General features: G+C 72.9%; 10 protein-coding genes. 5 read left to right on the top strand and 5 right to left on the bottom strand.

The window, feature by feature from the left end:
* Positions 1 to 128: 128 nt before the first annotated feature.
* Genes ELY19_RS23215 through ELY19_RS23200 form a run of 4 tightly spaced genes read right to left on the bottom strand, consistent with a single transcriptional unit; the run spans position 129 to position 12,296 of the window.
* On the bottom strand, positions 129 to 1,004 hold the full coding sequence (locus tag ELY19_RS23215; RefSeq protein WP_126198601.1) for an ABC transporter permease: 876 nt from the start codon (positions 1,002 to 1,004) through the stop codon (positions 129 to 131).
* The gene (locus tag ELY19_RS23675; protein WP_197715957.1) at positions 1,001 to 2,371 is read right to left on the bottom strand and encodes an ABC transporter ATP-binding protein; all 1,371 of its coding nucleotides are present in this window, start codon (positions 2,369 to 2,371) and stop codon (positions 1,001 to 1,003) included. Before ELY19_RS23675 ends, ELY19_RS23215 begins: the two co-directional genes overlap by 4 nt.
* Entirely contained in the window at positions 2,368 to 6,807 is a 4,440-nt protein-coding gene (locus tag ELY19_RS23205; RefSeq protein ID WP_126198600.1) for a non-ribosomal peptide synthetase, read from the bottom strand. The genes ELY19_RS23675 and ELY19_RS23205 overlap by 4 nt, the downstream gene beginning before the upstream one ends.
* Positions 6,804 to 12,296 (bottom strand): type I polyketide synthase, encoded by a 5,493-nt coding sequence (locus ELY19_RS23200; RefSeq protein ID WP_164711688.1) that lies wholly within the window; start codon positions 12,294 to 12,296, stop codon positions 6,804 to 6,806. Before ELY19_RS23200 ends, ELY19_RS23205 begins: the two co-directional genes overlap by 4 nt.
* A gap of 395 nt (positions 12,297 to 12,691) precedes the next feature.
* On the opposite strand from ELY19_RS23200, the gene ELY19_RS23585 reads away from it, so the two are divergent.
* The 5 genes from ELY19_RS23585 to ELY19_RS23180 all read left to right on the top strand — a co-directional run bounded on the left by ELY19_RS23585 (position 12,692) and on the right by ELY19_RS23180 (position 20,129).
* Complete coding sequence (locus ELY19_RS23585) at positions 12,692 to 12,838, top strand: hypothetical protein (RefSeq protein WP_164711687.1); 147 nt, start codon at positions 12,692 to 12,694, stop codon at positions 12,836 to 12,838.
* Positions 12,839 to 12,900: 62 nt separating this feature from the next.
* Positions 12,901 to 14,574 carry an energy-dependent translational throttle protein EttA gene (ettA, locus tag ELY19_RS23195; protein ID WP_126198598.1) on the top strand — a complete coding sequence of 558 codons (1,674 nt, stop codon included), beginning with the start codon at positions 12,901 to 12,903 and terminating at the stop codon, positions 14,572 to 14,574.
* 189 nt (positions 14,575 to 14,763) lie between these two features.
* Positions 14,764 to 18,984, top strand: a complete 4,221-nt coding sequence (locus tag ELY19_RS23190) for an NAD-glutamate dehydrogenase (protein WP_126198597.1) — start codon at positions 14,764 to 14,766, stop codon at positions 18,982 to 18,984.
* A 132-nt stretch (positions 18,985 to 19,116) separates the two neighbouring features.
* Positions 19,117 to 19,488 carry an acyl-CoA thioesterase gene (locus ELY19_RS23185; protein WP_232015653.1) on the top strand — a complete coding sequence of 124 codons (372 nt, stop codon included), beginning with the start codon at positions 19,117 to 19,119 and terminating at the stop codon, positions 19,486 to 19,488.
* Positions 19,485 to 20,129 carry a DUF8185 domain-containing protein gene (locus ELY19_RS23180; RefSeq protein WP_126198595.1) on the top strand — a complete coding sequence of 215 codons (645 nt, stop codon included), beginning with the start codon at positions 19,485 to 19,487 and terminating at the stop codon, positions 20,127 to 20,129. Before ELY19_RS23185 ends, ELY19_RS23180 begins: the two co-directional genes overlap by 4 nt.
* Here the strand turns inward: ELY19_RS23180 and ELY19_RS23175 are convergent.
* A complete protein-coding gene (locus ELY19_RS23175) occupies positions 20,118 to 20,774 on the bottom strand; it encodes a MerR family transcriptional regulator (protein ID WP_126198594.1) in 657 nt (218 codons plus the stop codon). The two genes, ELY19_RS23180 and ELY19_RS23175, sit on opposite strands and share 12 nt — an antisense overlap.
* Positions 20,775 to 20,809 lie beyond the last annotated feature (35 nt).

Below are 20,809 nucleotides of genomic sequence, written 5' to 3'. Positions count from 1 at the left end.
TCGGGGACGCTCCCGTCGGAGTGAGCGGTACGGTCTGCGCGCCGGCCGCGGCGTCGCACTCGCCGTCGAGGATCTGCGGGATCGAGACGGAGAAGCTCGGGGAGGTCGTGCCGATCGGCTGCGACCGGTCAGCCGATCCTGCGGCCGATGCGCCAGGCGCCGAGCGCGACGAACACCACGAACAGGGCCGCGAACAGCAGCCAGATCGCCCACTCGGGCACCTGTGCGGAGGCGATGTGGGGGAGCAGCCCGTACTCCTCCTGGACCGTCGCGCGTGCCTGCTCCGACGAGCCGACCAGGGCATCGAGCGGGGCGCGCGTGAACGGGCCCCGCATCAGCGTGGCGGCCTGGTTCAGCGGCAGGACGTTCATGAAGGTCACGACCCCGCTCGGCAGGGCCCCGACGGTGATGTAGGCGCCCGCGAGGAAACCGCCCGCCGTGCCCACGATCGTCGCGACCGAGGTGAACACGCCGTTGGAGCCGATGAACGTGACGACCAGACTCCAGATCGCCGAGAACAGCAGACAGAACCCGATCAGCTGGGCGAACGCCTGCGCGAAGGCGCCCACCGAGAGCGCCGCCGAGTGGACCACGCCGAGGTACACGTCCGCGAGCACGAACACCGTCGTGCTCAGCGCGACCGACACCACGAACGCCCCGAGCAGGTAGCTCAGGATCATCTGGAGCCGGCTGATGGGTGAGACCAGGAAGTCCCGGAAGACGTTGCCCACCCTGTCGTTCACGAACACGACCAGCGCGGACAGGCTGGTCGTGGCGGTGGTGATCATGACCAGGTTCGCGATCACCCACGAGTACACGAACGCGTCCACGTCATCGGCGTTCGCAGCGGGCAGCGACTTCTGCAGGGCGTCGGTCTGCACGCCGCCGAGAAACGCCGAGAACAGCACGAACAGGATGATCGGGGAGAGCAACGAGAAGAACACCGCCGCCGGATCGCGGAAGAACACGACGACGTTGCGCCGGGTCAGGTTCAGGAGCGTCATCGGGCACCTCCCCGGGTGATGGCGAGGAAGACGTCGTCCATCGTCCCGTGTCGGAACTCGAAATCAGCGATGTCGGCGTCGAAGTCGCGCAGCACGGCCATGGCCTCGCGGCTCGACTCGACGGCGATCCGTCGCTCGTCGCCGAGGCGCTGTGCGCGGGGGCCGAAGGTCTCGTCGAACCGCCGCGGGTTCCGCAGAGTGACCCGGAGCTCGTCCTTCGCGTGCGTGCTGCGCAGCTCCGTCGGCGTGCCCGCCGTGACGATCCGGCCGTGGTCGATGATCGCGATCCGGTCCGCACGCTCGGCCTCCTCCATGTAGTGCGTGGTGAGGAAGACGGTGAGCCGCAGCCGCTTCTGCAGGTCGAGGATCGTCGACCACACGCGGTCGCGCGAGTCCGGGTCGAGGCCGGTCGTCGGCTCGTCGAGGAACAGGATGCGGGGCTGGTGGATCAGTGCCCGCGCGATGTCCGCGCGCCGCTTCTGCCCGCCCGACAGCGCCTTGTACGGCCGGGCCAGGAACTCCTCCAGCCCGAGCAGCGCCGACAGCGCCGCGATCCGCTCCTTCGCGGTCTTCGCGTCGATGCCGTAGAACGTGGCGCGCAGCGCGAGGTTCTCGCGTACCGACAGCACGGGATCGAGCAGCGACTCCTGGAAGACGACGCCGATCGCGCGGCGGATGTCGAGGTCCTGCTTGCCGACCTCCATGCCCGCGACGTGGATCGACCCGGAGGTCAGGGACTTCAGCGTGGTGATGCAGCTGATCGTCGTCGACTTGCCCGCCCCGTTGGTGCCGAGGAAGGCGAACGTGCTGCCGCCCGCCACGTCGAAGGAGACCCCGTCCACGGCGCGCACGTCGCCGTAGCTCTTGACCAGGTTCCGCACGCTGATGACCGGCGGCCCGGCCGCTCCCGCCGCGGGGGCGGGGAGGCCGCCGGGCGCCGGCCGGCCCGGGAGCGGCGGCGGCGCTGGAGGGATGGGGCGCGCCGTCGGGGACGACGGCCGGTGCGGTGTCTGCGGGGCCGGTGCGGACGCCGCGCGGTCCGACGGTCCCGGGGGAGCCTGCCGGGGCGACGGTGCCTCCGGGACCGGGGCGGCAGCCGCCCGCGGGGGCGCGGTGGGAGCGGACGGTCGCGCGGGGACCGACGCGGGCAGCGGGACTCGCGCGGCGGGCAGCGCCGGGCGCGAGGCCGGGAGTGCCGGGCGGGACACGGGCAGCGGACGCGATGCGGGGACGGACGGACGGGACGCGCGGGTCCGCACCGTCGGGAGCGTGGGCGGGTTGCCCTGCTGCACGGGTGTCCGGCGGCGCCGCTCCCGGAGCGTGGTCGTCGTCCGCTCCACCGGGCCGCGGGGTGTCGATCCGCTCATGAGGCCGCGCTCTCCGGCACGTCCAGGGAGGACGGCGCCGGCAGGTATCCGCTGTCGATGAACCACTCGAAGTAGCGGCGCAGCAGGGCGCCGTCGATCGGCGGGCACGCGATGCCGGAGCCGGCGAGCCCCTCGTGCACGTTCGCATCGTCGAACGTCGCGTCGGGCATGTTGTCGAGCGGCGTCGCCGACAGGAACGGGGCCAGCGCGGCCGCCGTCTCGTCACCGTCGCGCTCGGCGAGGTCCGCGGCGCGCTCGCACCACTGGCCGAACGGCACCTCCTCGCCGGCGTAGCCGAAGTCCGACATCCACTGAACCAGGTCCGGTATCGCGACCGTCTCCGGGGAGACGACGTGGAACGTGCGCCCCGCGAGCCCCTGCTGCCCGGCGAGGTGCGCGATCGCGCCGACGACGTAGTCGACGGGCGTGATGTCGGTGGACATGTCCATGGTCGGGGCCGCACCGAGGGCGATGCCGAGCCGGATCGTCTGCCACAGGAAGTCCGACGACTGGCACGCGCCGGTGCGGCTGTGACCGGCCACGCGACCGGTACGGTAGACGTACGTCGGGACGCCGCGCGAGCGCGCCTCGAAGATCAGCTGCTCGCCCACCCACTTGGACTGCGTGTAGCCGAAGGTGAACCGCGGGTCCTGCACGGGGCTGCGATCGTCCTCGGCGAAGACCGTGTCCTGCGGGTAGGAGAACCGCGAGAAGACGTACGTCGTCGAGACGAAGTGCACGGGCTTGACGGGGCCGTCGCACGCCAGGGCGAGCACCTGCACCGTGCCGTCCACGTTCGCGGCCTTGAGGGACTGGTACGGCCGCAGGAAGTTCACGTCCGCGCCGCAGTGGACGATCCCGTCCGCGGTGCCGGCCAGGTCCGACCAGGCGGCGTCATCGAGGCCGAGCCGCGGCAGGGTCAGGTCGCCCGGCACGGCGACGATCCGGGAGGCGTGGGCGTCGTCCCAGATCCCGTAGTCGCGCATCGTCGCGCGGATCCGGTCCAGTCCCTCCTCGGGTGTGCCCGCGCGGACCAGGCAGTGCATCGTGGCGGCCGTCGTCCGCAACAGCTCCGCGAGGAGGAAGGAGCCGACGAAACCCGTCGCCCCGGTGACGAACAGGTCCCGCGGGTCGGCCGCGCTGCGCACGGGGGCGCCGGGCGCGGGGCGGATCTCCTCCGGGAGGACCACCTCGTCGGCGAGCACCAGGGGGTTCTCGAAGCCCGCGCCGCCCTGCTCGAGGATCGCCGCGAGCCGCTCGATGGTGAGCTCGCCGGCGAACAGCGCCGGCAGCGGCACGACCCGGCCCAGCTTCTCGCGCACGCGGAACACCAGCTTGGTGGCGAGGAGGGAGTGCCCGCCGAGGAGGAAGAAGTCGTCGCGGACGCCCGGGGCGGTGCCCAGGGACAGCAGGTCGGTCCAGATCGCGGTGAGATCGCGCTCGAGGTCGGTGCGGGCGGCGACGTACTCCGTGCCGCTCGCGGCGGCCAGCGCGACGGGGGCTCCGCCGCGGGCGGCCAGCGCCTTCCGGTCGATCTTGCGGTTCGGCGTGAGCGGAAAGGCGTCGACCACCGCGAACGCGCTCGGCACCATGTACGGCGGGAGGACCTCGCGGAGCGTGCCGAGCAGGGCGCCCGGGTCGCCCAGCCGGTCCGCCTCACATTCGAGGTAGGCGGTGATCGCGGCGCCGTCGGCGTCCACCGCGGCGATCGCGCGCACGCCCGGCAGCGCGGTCTCGAGCGCGCTCTCGATCTCGCCCAGCTCCACGCGGAAGCCGCGCACCTTCACCTGCGTGTCGATCCGGCCCCCGAACTCGATACGGCCGTCCCGGAAGCGGCGCACCAGGTCACCAGTCCGGTACGCCCGTACCGGACGCGGACCGGCCAGGTCCACGAAGCGGTCGGCGGTCAGTTCGGGCCGCTCGTGGTAGCCGAGGGTCACCCCGTCGCCGGCGATGCACAGCTCGCCGAAGACGCCGTCGGGCACGGGTGCCGCCGCGGCGTCGACGACCGCGATGCCGGTGCCGCGGATCGGGTGACCGATGGGGATCGCGCCCGCTGCGACGTCGGCGTCGGTGACCCGATGCACCGTCGACCAGATGGTGGTCTCGGTGGGGCCGTACATGTTCCACAGCTCGTGGACCCGGCTCCGGAGTCGGCCCGCGAGCACCGCGGGCATGGCCTCGCCGCCGCACAACGCCCGCAGACCGCGCCGACCGTTCCAGCCGGCGTCGAGCAGGAGGTGCCACGTGGTGGGGGTGGCCTGCATGACCGTCACCGCGTGCTCGTCGAGCAGCGCCGCGAGGCGGTCGCCGTCCCGGGTGTCGTCGCCGTCGGCGACGACGACCGTCGCGCCGGCGGCGAGGGGGAGCAGCAGCTCCAGGATCGCGATGTCGAACGACGGGCTCGTCACGGCCAGCAGCGTGTCCGACGGTGCCATGCCGGGCTCGCCGCGCATCGCCTCGAGGAACGTGACCACGTTGCGGTGCGAGACCCGCACGCCCTTCGGGCGTCCCGTGGACCCCGAGGTGTAGAGCAGGTACGCCGTCCGGGTCGCGGGATCCTCGCCCGACGGTGCCGGGACCGGCCCGGCGGCGGGCGCGTCGGCCACGTCGATCCACGGCAGGTCGAGACCGGGCACCGCGGCCAGGTTCTCGGCGGTGGTGAGCAGCGCCGGGATGCCGGCGTCGGCGCAGATGAACTCCAGGCGCTCCGCCGGGTAGGCGGGGTCGAGCGGGACGAAGGCGTAGCCGGCCCGCAGCGTCGCGAGCATGGCGACGATGACGTCCGCCGACCGCGGCAACAGCAGCCCCACGGGCGTTTGCGACGGCGCGTCGAGCCGTTCCGCGATCCGCGCCGCGAGGCGGTCGACCCGGGCCTCCAATGCGGCGTACGTGATCCGCTCCGCGCCCGCGACGATCGCGGTCCGGTCCGCGGACGCGTGCGCGGCGGCGAGCACGTACTCGTCCAGCGCGGCGGTGCGGGGCTGCGCGACCGGCGGGTCGATCGCGGCCGCGGAGGTCGACAGCGGCAGGGTCGCGATCTCCCGCTCGGCCGGCGCATCCGGCGCGGTGAGCGCGTCGAGCACCGCGACGAAGCCGTCGATCAGCGCGTCGGCGGTCGCCTGGTCGAACAGGTCCGCGGCGACGTCGAGGGTCCCCGTCATCGTGGCGGGCGTGGTCGTGATGTTCAGCAGCACGTCGAACTTGGCGCAGCCGTTGTACAGGTCGCGCAGCTGCATCTCGGGCGCGCTGCGGTCCTCCTGCATGTTGAGGATCGCCTGGAACAGCGGCGGCCGGGCGGGATCGCGGCCCAGATCGAGCGCCGACAGCACGCGGTCGAACCGCGCCTCCTGGTGCCGGAAACCCTCGCGGACCTCCCCGTTCACCTGCGCGAGCAGGCTCCGGACGGTCTCGCCCTCGCCGAACCGCACGGGCAGCGCGAGGGTGTTCAGGAACGGGCCGATCACCCGCTCGGTGCCCGGCTGGGAGCGCTGGGCGACGGGGACCCCGACGACCACGCCGTCCTGCGCGGACCACCGGGACAGCACCGTGGCGAACGCGCTGAGCACCGTGACGAAGGGGGTCACGCCGTGCGCGGCGCTGAAGGTGCGGACGGCGGCGGCCTGCTCGGCGGTGAGTGAGAACTCCGTGCGGCGACCGCGGTAGCCCTGGCGGGCCGGACGCGGGTGATCGGTCGGCAGGGTCAGCGCCGTCGGCGCGCCGTCGAGCCGCTCCGTCCAGTACGCGATGTCCGCGGCGTCGGCGTCCGCATCCGCGCGCTCCTGCTCCCACACGGCCACGTCGGCGTACTGGAAGGGGACGTCGGGGAGCTGCTGCAGCCGGCCGATCAGGCGGCCGGTGGCCAGCCGGCCCAGCTCCTCGAAGAGGATGCCGGTGGAGTAGCCGTCGGCGACCATGTGGTGCAGCGTGATCTGCACCCAGGTCCCGCCGGAGGTGGGGCGCGCCAGGGTGGCGCGGAGCAGCGGGTCCCGAGCGATGTCGAAGGGGGTGCGTGCGTCCTCGGCGAACCGTTCCCACATCCGGTCCTCGTCGAGCCCGTCGAGGAGACGGACCTCGGGCCGCGCCGCCGGTGCGACGCGCCCGACCGGCTCGCCGTCCTCCATGCCGAAGCGGGTGCGCAGCACCGGGTGCCGCGCGATCACTTCGCCGAGGCAGTCGGTGAAGACGTCGATCGGCACGTCGATCGGGAGCCGCGCCACGCCGGACATGACGTGCATCGCCGTCCCGGGATGGAACTGCTCCAGGAACCACATGTTCTCCTGGGTCGCGGAGAGCCGGACGGCGTCGCCGTCCCGCACCCGGGCGGTGATGGGCGGAGCGCCCGGCTCGGCTGCCGGCGCCTTCCCCAGGCGGGCCAGCAGCGCGCGCCGCTGGGCGGGACTGAGCGCCGCGAGGCGGTCTTCGATCTCGGTCATCGGGGGCCTCCGGCGTTCGGTTCGGTCGTCTCGGTCTGGGCGAGCAGGGCGGCGACGGCGTCGTCGTCGAGGTCGGCGAGCAGGGAGGCGAGGTCGTCGACCTCGGCGTCGGCTTCCACATCGCCCGACGGGATGTCGAGGGCGGCCAGCAGTTCGGCGGCGATCGTCGCGACCGTCGCGCCGTCGAGCAGGAAGGCGATCGACGGCGCCGCGCCGAACTGCTGCTCCACGCGGATCCGCAGTTCGGTGGCGAGCATCGAATCCACGCCCAGGCGGCCGAGCGGCTCGTCGTCGGGGATCAGCTCCTCCGCCATCCGCAGCACACGGGAGACGGTGAGCCGCACGCCGTCCACCGCGATCGGCAGGCGCTCCTCCGCGGGGGCGGCGGCGAGCCGATCGAGGACGGACTCTCCGTCGTCCTCCGTGTCGTCCTCGCCGCGGCCGAGGTGGGCGACGAGGACCGGGGTCAGGGCGTAGCTCGCGATCACGGTGGGCCAGTGCGCCGAGACGACGCCCTGCTGCACCTCGCTCGAACCGAGTAGCTCGGCGAGGAGCGTCATGCCGGTCTCGGGGTCGATGAGGTCGATGCCCCGTTGCCCGTACAGATCCCGGAGCCCGAGGCTGGCGATCATGCCGGCGTCCCACGGACCCCAGTTGATCGAGAGGGCGGGCAGGCCCTGCGCCCGGCGGTAGTGGGCGAGCGCATCGAGGAAGGCGTTCCCCGCCGCGTAATTGCCCTGCCCCGGCGACGGGATGACCGCGGAGATCGACGAGAACAGCGTGAAGAAGTCGAGCGGCTCCCGGGCGGTGGCGACGTGCAGGGCCCAGCCGCCGAGGACCTTCGGCCGCACCACGCGCTCGACCTGCTCCCGCGTCATCCGCACCAGGATCTGGTCGTCGACGGCGCCCGCCGAGTGGATCACCCCGCGCAGCGGCGGGACCCCCGCGGCGTGCAGGGCGGCGAGGCGGTCGGCGAGCGCCTCCGCGTCCGTCACGTCGACGGCGACGACGTGCACGGTCGCGCCGGCGGCCTCCGCCGCGCGCACTGCGGTCACGGCCTCGCGCTGCGTGGTGTCGGTGACCTCGTCCCATTCGTCGCGCGGCGGTAGCCCGGACCTGCTGGTCACGACGAGGTGGCCGGCGCCGCGCTCGGCGAGCGCGACGAGGACCAGCCGGCCGAGTGCGCCGAGGCCGCCCGTGACGAGGTAGGCACCGTCGGCGCGCATGCGCGCGGGGATCCGGCCGCCCGAGCGGCGCGACGGGTGCAGGCGGGCGACGAGGCGCTCGCCGTCGCGGAAGGCGACCTGGTCCTCGTCGGTGTCCGTGATGGTGAGTTCGTCGAACAGCCGTGCGGCGCTGCCGGTCCGGTCCCGTGGGTCGAGATCCACCAGGCGCGCTCGCAGCCCGCTCAGCTCGTGATGCAGCACCCGGCCGACACCGAGCAGCGAGGACTGCAGCAGGCCGGTCTCGGAGACGCCCCCCGCGACCGGCTGCGCCCCCTCCGTGACGAGGAACGTCGGTGCCGCGATCCCGCGCTGCTCGAGTTCGGCGGCGAGGTGCACGACCGACAGCACGGCCTCGTGCGCGGTCCAGCGCAGCGGCTCGGCCGCGTCGGGCCGGGCGTCGAGCGACCACAGGTGGACGATGCCCCGCAGGTCGCCGTCGGGGACGACGCGATCCAGCGCCGCGGCCAGCGCGGCACGATCGGCGGGCGCCACGGCGCCGTCGGCGCCGGTGCCGGCGCGGAGCAGCACCGGGGTGCCGCCCGCGGCCGACAGCCGCTCGGCGAGGTGGTCCGCGACGCCCGCGCCGTCCGCGAGGAGCAGCCAGACCCCCGCCGCGGAGGTGCGCTCGGCGTCGTCGGCGGGCTGCGGCTCCCAGGCCTGCTCGTAGACCCACTCGGTGCCCACCCGCTGCGGCGCGGGCGCCGCGTCGTCGAGGATCCGGACGGTGAAGCCCTCCACCTCGGCCAGTACCCGCCCGTCCTCGTCGGCGACGACCACGTCGCCGCTGATCGTGGCGGGGTCGGCGGAGGTGCGCGCGATGGCCCGCGCGATCACCGGTCCGTCCGCCCGACCGTGGATCACCACGCGGTCGACGCCCACGGGGATGAGTTTGGCGCCCTCGGCGCGCTGGAAGGCGAGCGGCAGCAGCAGCTGGAACGCGGCGTCGAGGACGCTCGGCTCCAGCACCGGCGCGCGCTCGGCAACGGGTTCCGCTGCGACGGCGCGGATCCGGGCGGTCGCGGTGCCGGCGCCGAGCGTCACGTCCTCCAGGAGGCGGTATGCGGGCCCGTAGTCGAAGCCCGCGTCGCGGAAGCGCTGGTACAGCGCGTCCTCGGCGATCGCCGTGCCGGCGACGGGCGCGGTGTCGACGCGGGGCGCGACCGACGGTGCGGGGCGCAGCGTGGCGATCGCGTGCCGCGCCCACCGGCCGGCCCCCGGTACCCTGCCGTGAATCGCGATCCGGCCGGAGTCCGCGTCGAGGCTCGTATCGACCAGGTAGGTCGCGCCGCCGCCGTGCACCAGCGCGGTCTCGAACGCGACGTCGAGCAGGGTGCAGGCGGTGGCGCCGTACTCGTCGCGGGCGACCTCCGCCGCGATCTCGAGGTAGCCGGCGCCGGGGAACAGGGTCGCGCCGTGCACCACGTGGTCGGCGAGGGATCGCGGTGCGGTGCCGTCCAGCAGCCGCCGCCACGCCGGCAGGGCACCGTCGGACCGGTTACCGAGATAGGGCTCGACGTTGTCCGCGAGGCGTTCCCGGCGCCCCGCCTCGCCCTCCGACCAGTACCGGCCGGTCTGCCACGGATAGGCGGGCAGGGGGCGCATGGGCGCCCGCGGGGCGAGCGGGCTGAAGTCCACCTCGACGCCGCGCACCCACAGGTCCGCGAGGGCCGAGCCGAACGACACGGCGTCCTCGCCGTCGCGGCGCAGCGAGGCGGTGGTGGCCACCGTGGTCTCGCGCGCGGCGGCGGCTTCGGCGACCGCCCGCCCGAGCACCGCCGTCGGGCCGACCTCCAGGAAGGTCACCGCGCCGTCGGCGAGCATCGCGTCCGCGGCCGCACCGAACCGCACCGGGCGGCGGATGTTGCGCCACCAGTACTCGGCGTCGTGCGGCTGCGAGCCGTCGTCGGGCACGCGAGCGCCGGTCACCGTCGAGTAGAGCGGGATCGACGGTGCGCCGGGCGAGAGCGCGGCCAGGCCGGTGCGGACGTCCGCTTCGAGCGGGTCCATCGCGCGGCTGTGGTACGGGACGTCGCCGGGGACGAGGCGTGCGAAGACGCCGCCGTCGCCGAGTCGTTCCGCGACGGATTCGAGGACGGTCCGGGCGCCGACGAGAGCCACCGAATCGGGGCTGTTGATCGCCGCGAACTCCAGCTCGCCGCGCGCGACCTCGGGCAGGTCCCGCGCCGCTTCCTCGCCGAGCGCGACGGCCAGCAGCCGGCCGCCGCCGCTCGCGGTGTGCTGGATGCGCGCGCGGTGCACGATCACCGTGATCGCGTCCTCGAAGGTCAGGGCGCCGGCCTCGAGCGCCGCGGCGACCTCGCCGGCGCTGTGCCCGACGATGAGATCGGGCCGGACTCCGAACGATTCCCACAGCCGGGACAGGGCGTACTGCACACCGAAATTCGCGATCTGCGCCACCACCGACTCCGACATCCGGGAATCCCCCTCGGGCGCGAGCAGTTCGGCGGTGAGGGACCAGCCGGTGAGCGGCGCGATCGCGGCATCGCACCGATCGACCGCGGCGCGGAACACCGGATTGTGGTGCAGCAGACCCCGGGCCATGCCCCACCACTGCGGTCCCATGCCGGTGTAGACGAAGGCGAGCGGGCGCGCGTCCGCGAGCGCGGACGCGGACCGGACGGACTGGTGCGGGGTACCGTCGGCGGTCGCCCGCAGGGCGTCGACCGCGTCGGCGGTGTCCGTGGCGACCACCGCGAGCCGCGCGGTCCGGTGGGCGCTGCGCCGGTGCGCGAGCGCCGCGGCCACGGGCCGGGCTCCCTCGGCCTCGACGAGCCCGGCGTACGAGTCGGCCAGCTGCGCGAGGGCGGGCTCGCTGCGCGCCGCGAGCGGCAGCACGACCGCGATGCCCTCGCCCGCATCGCCGGCGGTCATCGCCGCGGCGGGGGCCTCGTCCGGCACGGATTCGAGGATCGCGTGGGCGTTGGTGCCGCCGAAGCCGAACGAGTTCACGCCCGCGCGGAGGACGCCCTCCGGTCGGAGGGGCGTCGGGGCGGTGGCGATCCGGACCCGCAGCTCGTCGAGGTCGATCGCCGGGTTCAGCTCGTCGAGGTGCAGGTGCCGGGGCACGCGCCGGTGGCCCAGCGCGAGGGCGGATTTGATGAAGCCGACCACCCCGGCGGCCGCCTCCAGGTGCCCCAGGTTCGTCTTGACCGAGCCGATGACGAGCGGCCGGTCCGCGGGCCGCCCGGCGCGGTAGACCTTCCCGATCGCGTTGGCCTCGATGGGATCACCGACGGGGGTGCCCGTGCCGTGCGCCTCCACGAAGTCGATGCTGTCCGCGGCGACGCCCGCATTCGCGAGCGCGGCCTCGATGGCGCGCTTCTGGCTGTCGCCGTTGGGGACGGTGATGCCGTTGGTACGCCCGTCCTGGCTCACGGCCGTCCCGCGCACCGTGGCGTAGATCCGGTCGCCGTCGGCGCGGGCCTGCGCGAGCGGCTTGAGCACGACGAGCGCGGCGCCCTCGCCGCGGACGTAGCCGTTGGCCGCGGCGTCGAAGGCGCGCGACGTACTGGTGGGGGAGAGGAAGCCGCCCGTCGAGGCGGCGACGGTGAAGTTCGGGCTGAGCATCAGGTTGACGCCACCGGCCAGCGCGAGATCGCTCTCGCCGTTCCAGATCGACTGGCATGCGAGGTGAACGGCCACCAGAGAGGACGAGCACGCCGTGTCGATCGACATGCTCGGGCCGACCAGGTCGAAGGCGTGGGAGATGCGATTCGACAGCATCGTCATCACGACGCCCGTGGCCGTGTGCGCGGCGACGGTCGGTGGCTCCGCGGCGGAGCCGGAGAACTGCATCTGGCTGTAGTCGAGTGTGAATCCACCCGTGAAGACGGCGGTCCGCGAGCGGGCGAGGTCCTCGGCGCGCAGCCCGGCGTCCTCGATGGACTCCCAGGCGACCTCCAGCAGCAGGCGTTGTTGGGGGTCCATCGAGTTGGCCTCGATCGGCGAGATCCCGAAGAATGCGGGGTCGAACTCGTCGACCGGGCCGGTGAGGAAGCCGCCCCGGCGCACCCGGCTCTTGCCCGGCGTGCGCTCGGGCTCGTAGTAGCGGCCGGTGCTCCACCGGTCGGCGGGGATGTCGACGATGGCGTCGCGCCCGTCGTCGAGCAGCGCCCAGAAGTGGTCGGCGGAGCGCACCCCGCCCGGCAGGCGGCAGCCGATCCCGACGATCGCGATCGGCGCCCGGCCGGCTGCGGCCCCCTCGTCTGCCTCTCCCCGGTACCCCACGGTGGTCCACCCCATATCTCGCGTTGCAGTTCCTCGGAGCCGTCGTGCCCGGCGGCTCGATTCCGACATAGTGCTTGTCCCCGCTTAAGGCGGGCTTGTTACCGGCCTGCCAACCCAGGTTTTTCATCGGGTCGCTGGGTGTCGGATATGTGCGACGATAGTTTACGCGTACGACGTGTCAGTCCGGCCTGCGATCACGGTGTGTCGCGGTGCGCGGCGGGTCGACCCGGAGGCGGTGAGGCGCCTGCGCCGGCCCGATCCGCAACGGGGGTCCGTCAATGAATGACCCGGGTGAGCAACGAGTTCGGACGGATCGTCGGGCGCCGAAGCCTTGGTGCGGGGGCGTCGCGCGGATGCGCCCGGCGGCGCCGCGGACGGCGTCCGGGCGAGTCGGCGGGAACGAGTCGTGAGTGGGCGCGGCGCTCCCCGCGCTGTGCTGGATCATGAAGAAGCGACGGGCGGTCGAGCGCCTCGTCGTGGGGCGGATCCGCAGCGAACCGGAGCGCCGTGACGGCCCCCGCGCCGGTGCCGTCGCAGGGGCGGCGCGCACTGGGTAGGCTGGTGTCGTTTGCCCCCGGCACACCGGTGGGTCGTTTTCGCGTGAGACAGGGCAGGGACTGTGGCTGAGTTCATCTACACCATGAAGAAGGTGCGCAAGGCGCACGGCGACAAGGTCATTCTCGACGACGTGACGATGTCGTTCTACCCGGGCGCGAAGATCGGCGTCGTCGGGCCCAACGGCGCGGGCAAGTCGTCGATCCTCAAGATCATGGCCGGGCTCGACCAGCCGTCCAACGGCGAGGCCTTCCTGGACCCGGAGGCCACCGTCGGCATCCTGATGCAGGAGCCCCAGCTCGACGAGACCAAGACGGTCAAGGAGAACGTCGAGGACGGCCTCGGTCAGACGATGGTCAACCTGCGCCGCTACAACGAGGTCGCGGAACTCATGGCGACCGACTACACCGACGAGCTCATGGAGGAGATGGGCAAGCTGCAGGAGCAGCTCGACGCCGTCGACGCCTGGGAGGTCGATTCGCAGATCGAGCAGGCCATGGACGCGCTGCGCTGCCCGCCGGGGGACTCGCCCGTCACCAACCTCTCCGGTGGTGAGAAGCGCCGCGTCGCGCTGTGCAAGCTCCTGCTGAGCAAGCCCGACCTGCTGCTCCTCGACGAGCCGACCAACCACCTCGACGCCGAGTCGGTGTTGTGGCTCGAGCAGCACCTCGCCAACTACCCGGGCGCCGTCCTGGCCGTCACCCACGACCGGTACTTCCTCGACCACGTCGCGCAGTGGATCTGCGAGGTCGAGCGCGGCAAGCTGCACGGCTACGAGGGCAACTACTCGACGTACCTGGAGAAGAAGGCCGAGCGCCTCGAGGTGCAGGGCAAGAAGGACCAGAAGCTGCAGAAGCGCCTCAAGGAGGAGCTCGCCTGGGTCCGCTCCGGCGCCAAGGCCCGGCAGACCAAGAACAAGGCCCGCCTCGAGCGCTACGACGAGATGGCGGCGGAGGCCGAGAAGCATCGCAAGCTGGACTTCGAGGAGATCCAGATCCCCACGCCGCCGCGCCTGGGCAACGTGGTGGTCGAGGTGAAGAACCTCGACAAGGGCTTCGACGGCCGCGTCCTCATCAAGGACCTCAGCTTCACCCTGCCGCGCAACGGCATCGTCGGCGTGATCGGCCCCAACGGCGTCGGCAAGACCACGCTGTTCAAGACCATCGTCGGCCTGGAGGAGCCCGACTCGGGCGACGTCAAGGTGGGCGAGACCGTCAAGCTCAGCTACGTCGACCAGAACCGCGCCAACATCGACCCGAAGAAGACCGTCTTCGAGGTGGTCTCCGACGGACTCGACTACATCACCGTCGGCCAGAACGAGATGCCCTCGCGCGCGTACGTCAGTGCCTTCGGCTTCAAGGGCCCGGACCAGCAGAAGCCCTCGGAGGTCCTCTCCGGCGGTGAGCGGAACCGGTTGAACCTCGCGCTCACCCTCAAGGAGGGCGGCAACCTGATCCTGCTCGACGAGCCGACCAACGACCTCGACGTCGAGACCCTCTCCAGCCTCGAGAACGCGCTGCAGCAGTTCCCCGGCTGCGCCGTGGTGATCTCCCACGACCGCTGGTTCCTCGACCGGACCTGCACGCACATCCTGGCGTGGGAGGGCAACGTCTCCGAGGGACAGTGGTTCTGGTTCGAGGGCAACTTCGAGGCCTACGAGGCGAACAAGGTCGAGCGTCTCGGCGCGGAGGCCGCCCGCCCGCACGCGGTGACGCACCGCAAGCTCACGCGCGACTGAGCGCGGTCCCCGACACGACGACGCCCCCGGCACCGGGGGCGTCGTCGTTCATTACTCGCCCGTAGCCCCCACCCCGGCCGTAATGTGGTGGCCGGAGCTCACTGGCTCCGTCACACCATGGCAACGGCGCCGCGTGCTGACCCCGCATTTGGCGTGCCGCTGCCACGACCCCGCAGGAGGAGCACGCCCGTGGCGCAGTCCGCGATCGATCCGTCCGTCTTCACTCGCGTCGCGTCCGTCGTATCGGCGCAGCCGCCCGGAAGGTCACCGTCGGACTTCGTCACCTGGCTGTCGGAGGACAACGCCCGTATCCTCGGCACGCGGGTCGACGGGGCCGGGACGGGCGTCCTGGCCGATCCCGACGCGAACCTGCAGGCCGTCATCGACGCGATGCCCGCACCCGAGCCCGGAGCGGTCTCCGTGGTGGAGCTCGCGCAGCCGCTCGGCGACGCGGCGGGCTCGCCCTTCCTGCTGGCCGCGACCCCCGCCGACGGCGGGACGGTGGAGCTGTTCGCGATGGCGCTCACGGTGCTCGGCCTGCACCACAACGTCTTCGGCATCCCCATGGTCGGCGCGAAGATCGAGCGGGTCCTCGCGCGCATCGGCGCGGATCGGACGGACCCCGCCAACCAGCGGCTCATGGAGTACATCCAGACCTACCCGCGCCTGCGGCTCGTCGTCGCCGACGAGGACGAGCTCGCGCGCGTCTTCGGCGCCCTCCGCGACCTGGGCGACGACGACCTCGCCCTCTTCCTGCGCACCGACAAGCTGGCCCGGTTCGCCCGCGCCCTCGTCTACCTGCCCCGCGACCGGTACACCTCGCGGGCGCGCGGCGTGCTCATCGACGTCCTCGAGGACGAGACCGGCATGCACGTCGACCGGTTCACCGCCCGCGTCACCGAGTCGGCGATCGCCCGGATCCAGTTCGTGCTCCTGCCGCGCGGCGACGACACCGTGCCCGTCTTCCAGGCGGCCGACGAGGCCCGGATCCGCGCGCGGCTGGGCGACGTGAGCCGGACCTGGGACGAGGACGTGCTCTCGGCCGCCGCGGCCGCGGGCGCCGACGCGGCGACCGTCTCCGCGTACCTCCCGGGCATCTCGCCCAACTACAAGGAGGACCAGACCCCCGAGGTCGCGCTGCTCGACATCCGGCGGATCGCCGCCCTGCCGGCGCAGGGGAGCGACCTGGTCTTCTACGACCCGCCGGAGGGTCGCGGCGCCAACCTCGGCTTCACCATGTACATGACCGGCGGGCAGGTCACCCTCTCGCAGGTGCTGCCGGTGCTGCAGTCCCTCGGCGTGGACGTCCTCGACGAGCGGCCCTACACGGTCCGCCGCCCCGACGGTGCGCTGTGCTCGGTCTACGACTTCGGGCTGCGCGTCTCGCCGGTGCTGCGGACCACCGCGGCCGAGGGCGTCGCGGAGGCGGATCTCCCGGCCCACCTCGCCCGGCTGCGCGGCCTGGCCAGCGAGGGCGCGGCCGCCGTGTGGCGCGGCGAGGCCGAGGTCGACCGGTTCAACGAGCTGATCTTCGCCTTCGGCCTGGACTGGCGGCGGGTGGCGCTGCTGCGCGCCATCGGCCAGTACCTGCGCCAGTGCGGCTTCCCGTACAGCCCGGGCCACATGGCGCAGGTCCTGCTCGAGCACCGCGACGCCGTGCTCGCCCTGGTGCGCCTGTGGACCGCGACCTTCGACCCGGTCGCGGCCGACTCCGACGCGGCCGCCGCCGCCGAGGCCGACCTCAAGGCCGCCTTCGCCGCGGTGACCAGTCTCGACGCGGACCGGATCCTGCGGGCGTACCTGCACGTCGTGCAGGCGACGGTGCGCACCAACTTCTACGCCGACAAGCCGGTCATCTCCATCAAGCTGGAACCGGGCCGCATTCCCGAGGCCCCCAAGCCCCGGCCGCGGTTCGAGATCTTCGTGTACTCGCCCCGTGTGGAGGGCGTGCACCTGCGCTTCGGCATGGTCGCGCGAGGCGGCCTGCGCTGGTCGGACCGCCGCGAGGACTTCCGCACGGAGATCCTGGGCCTGGTCAAGGCGCAGGCGGTCAAGAACGCCGTGATCGTGCCGGTCGGCGCGAAGGGCGGCTTCGTCGTCAAGCAGCCGCCGGAGCTCACCGGCGACGCCGCCGCCGACCGCGATGCGCAGCGCGCCGAGGGGGTGGCCTGCTACCGCATGTTCATCTCGGGCCTGCTCGACGTGACCGACAACCTCGGCCCCGACGGCGACGTGCTGCCGCCCGAGCGGGTGGTGCGCCGGGACGCCGACGACACCTATCTGGTGGTCGCCGCGGACAAGGGCACCGCCTCGTTCTCCGACATCGCCAACGACGTGGCCGCCGGCTACGGCTTCTGGCTGGGCGACGCCTTCGCCTCCGGCGGCTCGGAGGGCTACGACCACAAGGGCATGGGCATCACCGCCCGCGGCGCGTGGGAATCGGTGAAGAAGCATTTCCAGGAGATGGGCGTCGACACCCAGTCCGAGGACTTCACCGCGGTCGGCGTGGGCGACATGAGCGGCGATGTCTTCGGCAACGGCATGCTGCTCTCCGAGCACATCCGGCTGGTCGCGGCGTTCGACCACCGCGACATCTTCCTCGACCCGAACCCCGACGCGGCCACCGGTTTCGCGGAGCGGCAGCGCCTGTTCGACCTGCCGAGGTCGTCGTGGAAGGACTACGACACCACGAAGATCAGTGAGGGCGGCGGCGTGTTCAGCCGCGACCAGAAGTCGGTGCCGATCAGCCCGCAGGTCCGGGCGGCGCTCGGCCTCGCCGACGACGTCACCGAGCTGACGCCGCCGGAGCTCATGCGCGCCGTGCTGCTGGCCCCCGTCGACCTCCTGTGGAACGGCGGCATCGGCACCTACGTCAAGGCCTCCACCGAGACGAACCTCGACGTCGGCGACCGCGCGAACGACGCGATCCGCGTGGACGGCCAGGAGGTGCGCGCCAAGGTGATCGGCGAGGGCGGCAACCTGGGCGTGACCCCCCTCGGCCGCATCGAGTTCGACCGCGCCGGTGGCCGGATCAACACCGACGCCATGGACAACTCCGCGGGCGTCGACTGCTCCGACCACGAGGTCAACATCAAGATCCTGCTGGACCGGCAGATCGCTGCCGGCGCGATCCCCGCGGGCGAGCGGCACGACCTCCTGGTCTCCATGACCGACGACGTCTCGCGCCTCGTGCTCGCCGACAACGTCTCGCAGAACACCGCACTGTCGGTCGAGCGTTCGCTCGCGCCGAAGATGGTCGACGTGCACGCGCGGATCCTGGCGGACCTGTCCCGCAACCGCGGGGTCGACCTGCGCCTGGAAGCGCTGCCCACCCGTAAGGAGACCGACAAACTGCAGGCCGCGGGCCTCGGCCTCAGTTCGCCCGAGCTGGCGAACCTCATGGCCCACGTCAAGCTCGCGGTGAAGGACGACGTGCTGTCCGGAGACCTGCCCGACAACGACGTACTGGTCGCGAAGCTGCCCGAGTACTTCCCGGACCGGCTGCGCGAGCGCGCGGGCGACGCCGTCTTCGCCCACCCCCTGCGCCGCGAGATCGTGGCGACGCAGACGGTGAACGAGATGGTCGACAACGCGGGCGTCAGCTTCGTGTACCGCCTCGCCGAGGAGACGGGCGCCGGTGCCGCCGACGCGGTGCGCGCCTTCGTCGCGGTGAGCCGGGTCTTCGGCCTGCCCGCCACCTGGGAGGCGCTCAAGCAGCTGCCCGTCTCGGCGCGCGAAACCGCGGCGCTGCTGTCGGAGAGCCGCCGCGTCCTCGACCGGGGCGCCCGGTGGATGCTGACCAACCGGCCCCAGCCCATCGCGATCGGCGCCGAGGTCAACCGCTACGCTGACCGCATCGCCGCGATGACCGCGGCGATGGGCGAGTGGGAGATCCGCTACGACGCCCAGGCCACGGCGGCCGCTGCGGACGCCGTCGCGGCGGGCGTGCCCGAGGACCTGGCGTACTCGGTGAGCCGCGCGCTCTACCGGTTCAGTCTGCTCGACGTGGTGGACATCGCGGACATCACCGAGCGCGAGGACGACGAGGTCGGGCAGCTGTACTTCGCGATCATGCAGCACCTGCGGATCGACGAGATGCTGGGCGCCGTCGCGGGCCTCCCGCGCGGCGACCGGTGGAGCGAGATGGCGCGGCTCGCGCTGCGCGACGACCTGTACGGTGCGCTGCGCGGGCTCACCGTCGAGGTGCTCAACTTCACCGATCCGGCCGAGCCGGCCAAGCAGAAGATCGGCGACTGGGCCTCGCACAACGCGCGGCGGCTCGAGCGCGTCGGTGCGCTGCTCGGCGAGATCCTCGACCCCGCGGACGGCAACAGCCCGATCGCGAACGACGAGTCGCGGCTCTCCGTGGCGACCCGCGCGCTGCGGTCGCTGCTGCGGCACGTGGGGTAGCACCGGGCGGTCCGCTAGCGTGGAGCCGTGACCGAATACAGCTTCACCGCGGCGGGCGTCACGGGCGTGCGCGCCGTCGCCGACGACGGCAGCGCGAGCCTGACGGTGCCCGTGGACGTGCGCTGGTCCGACATGGACGTCTACCAGCACATCAACAACGCCCGGATGGTGACGCTGCTGGAGGAGGCGCGGATCCCGCTGTTGTTCGCGCCGGACGCGCCCACCCGCGACCTGCTCGACGGCCTGCTGCTGGCCAAGCTCGAGGTCGAGTACCGCGGGCAGTTGCGCCACCAGGATTCGCCGTTGGCGGTCACGCTGTGGACCTCCGCCGTGCGGGCGGCCGACTTCGTGGTGCACCACGAGGTCCGGCCCGCGGGGGCCGGCCTCGATGCGGCACCCGCGGTCGTGGCGCAGGTGCGACTCGCCGCCTTCGACGTGGCCGAACAGCGCGTCCGCCGCCTGTCGGGGGAGCAGCGCGACTACCTGAAGTCGTTCGCGCGGTGAGTGATCGACACCTGACGGTGGCCGGCGCGGGACCGCGCTCGAACCTGGCGGCCTTCGTCACCCGCCTGTTGCGCACCGACGACTCCGCCGTGATCCGGGTCCGCCGGCGCGACGACGAGCACGCGGAGGTGTGGGGGCGCACGGGCTTCGGGGTACTGGCCGTGCGGGTGCTGACCGGGTCCGTCGCGCCGGAATCGCTGGTGTGCAGCGCCGCGACCGTGCTCGACTCGCTGCGCCTGGCACCGTCGGACGACGGCGGCTACGTGGACGTGGGTTTCGCCCTGGACTCCGCGTGGCGCGGCGCCCTGCCGCCCACGACGGGCTTCGTCCACGTCGACGACGTGCCCGCGCAGGCGCTGCGCGCGGTCGCGGCGCGGGGCGTCGAGGTGGGCCGCGAGGCGGGCGGCCCGGCCGGCCCGCCCGCGTCGCTCCTCGATTCCGAGGTGGTGCGTGTGAGCTCCGACGGGGCCACCGTCCCGATCAGCCTGCGGACGGCGTTCGCGTTGGAGGCCATGGGATTCGCCGCCGATGGCGCCGACGAGCCGGTCCGGGTCTCGGCGTCGGCGACGTGGGTGCGCGTGGACGCGCGCTTCGGATCGCTCTACCAGCGGCGCGAGGCGGGCCCGGGCCTATTGGTCTGAGGGGTGGGCGCCGCCCCCGTCCGGCTGCCCCCGCGCCGCCTGGTAGAGCTGCGCGGTCCGATTCTGCTGCGCGAGGCGGCGCAGGGTCTGCAGCACCTGGTCCGAGAGCACGGTGCCGACGATCGCGGTCCGCAGCGCCTGGGCGTCGTCATCGGTGAGGGTGTCCAGATCGGACGCGGCGACGAGTTCGGCGGCGTCCGCCCATCGGTCGAGCGTTTCCCGGCCGCCCACGTCGCAGGTGTCGGCGAGGGCCTTGAGCTGCGCGCCGAGCTGGGGGAGGAGCACGTCGCCGTCCTGGATCCGCCAGCCCCGGCGCGCGACGAACTCCCTCGCCCGCGCGGTCCATTCGTCGTCCGCGTCGAACCGTTCGGCGTCCATCAGCGCCTCCTGCGCGACCCCGAGGAGCTCGTGGCGCGGCACCGTCGGGCTGTCGAGCGCGTCGATGACGCGCCGGACCTGGGCGAGGGAGAGGCCGCCGGCGTCGACGAGCGCGCGGATGAGGCGGACGCGTTCGACGTGCGCCGGGCCGTACTCCGACTGCGTCCTGGTGACCGGTTCTCCCGGGGCGAGCAAAGACTCCCGCAGGTAGTACTTGAGCGAGGCGGTGCTCACCCCGGTCTCCGAGGAGAGTTCCGACAATTTCATCCTTCGATCTTGACATGGGATAGCTTCACTCTCCA

Source organism: Tsukamurella paurometabola (assembly GCF_900631615.1).
Taxonomy (GTDB): domain Bacteria; phylum Actinomycetota; class Actinomycetes; order Mycobacteriales; family Mycobacteriaceae; genus Tsukamurella; species Tsukamurella paurometabola_A.
The sequence above is the reverse complement of the archived record's forward strand: the minus strand, read 5'-3'. Positions and strand labels throughout refer to the sequence as shown.